This is a genomic window from Vibrio fujianensis (assembly GCF_002749895.1).
Classification (GTDB): Bacteria; Pseudomonadota; Gammaproteobacteria; order Enterobacterales; family Vibrionaceae; genus Vibrio; species Vibrio fujianensis.
In genome coordinates, this window is sequence record NZ_NBUS01000042.1 from 235,739 (window position 1) to 237,285 (window position 1,547).

1 protein-coding gene is annotated in these 1,547 nt (G+C 44.9%); it reads right to left on the reverse strand.

Annotation, left to right across the window (positions count from 1 at the left end; genetic code table 11):
* Positions 1-160: 160 nt before the first annotated feature.
* Entirely contained in the window at positions 161-1,294 is a 1,134-nt protein-coding gene (locus tag B7C60_RS10020) for a flagellin (RefSeq protein ID WP_099611530.1), read from the reverse strand.
* Between the last annotated feature and the right edge of the window lie 253 nt (positions 1,295-1,547).

The window sequence follows — 1,547 nt, forward strand, 5'->3', positions numbered from 1 at the left end:
TTTGTTGAGCGGTGTTTTGCATAGAGTAACTAGGCGAAAAACCGCCGCCGCGATTAAAACGCTTTTATCTCGAACAAAATTTAATCGCGAAAGGTCAACAGACCCTAGGTATAAAAAAATCCAGCCGAAGCTGGATTTTTGTGTTATTTCTTTCTTTTCATTAACCTAATAGGCTTAAAGCCGCATTAGGTGCTTGTTTCGCTTGCGCAAGGACTGAGCTGGAGGCTTGTCCAAGAATTTGCGCTTTGGTCAAGGCCGTCGTTTCTTTCGCAAAGTCGGTATCTTTAATCCGGCTCTTCGATGCATTGACATTTTCATTAATGTTGTCAAGGTTACTAATGGCGTGTCCGAAACGATTTTGGAATGCCCCCAGTTCTGCACGGTGACTGTCAACATATTTCAGCGCTGCATCGACAATCGCTACCGCTTCTTGCGCACCACCCACCGTGGTTACATCAATGTCATTGACTGTGACATCTGATGGGCCAGACATCCCCAAATCGGTTGCTAAACCGCCACCGAAGGCGACCGTTTCTACGCCATCTTTGTTGCTGGCAAAAATTTGTAGCTTACCCTCTTCATTAACAGAAGCTTGTACCGCATCCGTTTGACCATTGATGTAAGTAGCAAGTTCTTCAATATCATCACCCGCTTTTGCGTCGATGGTGATCGGGTCGGCTGCACCGTTAATCGTGATGGTTAATTGATCGCCAGCGGCCGCACGCCAGTCTTTCCAGCTTTCACCGCCAGCTCTGTCTTGCGCGACGTAGCTCTTACCGCCCATCATTTCATTATCGCTACGCATATCTTTCATGGTGAGCATCACTGCTTCACCACTTTGCGAGCCGATTTGGAATGCTTTAGTTTGGAACGTGCCATTCAGTAGTCGGTTACCGGCAAATGAGGTCGTTTCTGCAATACGGTTCAACTCTTTATTAAGTGCGCCGACTTCTTCTTGAATCGCAACACGCTCAGATTTTGAGTTAGAGCCGTTGGCCGATTGTAGCGATAGATCACGCATCCGTTGTAGGATGTTGGTGGTTTCATTCATCGCACCTTCGGCGGTTTGCGCCATTGAGATACCATCATTCGCGTTACGCACCGCAACATCTAAACCACGGCTTTGTACATTCAAACGGTTAGAAATTTGCAGGCCTGCTGCATCGTCTTTAGCGCTATTAATTTTAAAACCGGACGATAGACGCTCCATTGACGTTTGCTGCGCACTATTGGCACTATTTAGGTAACGTTGTGCGGTCATCGCTGATACGTTGGTATTTACATTCACTGCCATGGTGGTTTCTCCAATTGATTTTCCGATATTTCCGGTTTTCGACGTCTCGTAAAACCAAGGTAGTTCTCTCAAAGTTATTCTCTTAGCGGCGTGGGAGAAAAAAGCTTTAGGAAAAAATGTCTTTTTTTTAAAAAAAAGCATCTGCATGATAACAATGGATAACGCGATGAAAAATTTAAATAAAACTCATATGTTCGACTCAAGATTTGTCGCTTAATGCCGATAATTGCCGTTTGATTTATCCATTGAGTAA

Bases quoted from the DNA above. Each gene is read 5' to 3' on its own strand.
- B7C60_RS10020 (WP_099611530.1), bottom strand. From the start codon at position 1,294: ATGGCAGTGAATGTAAATACCAACGTATCAGCGATGACCGCACAACGT.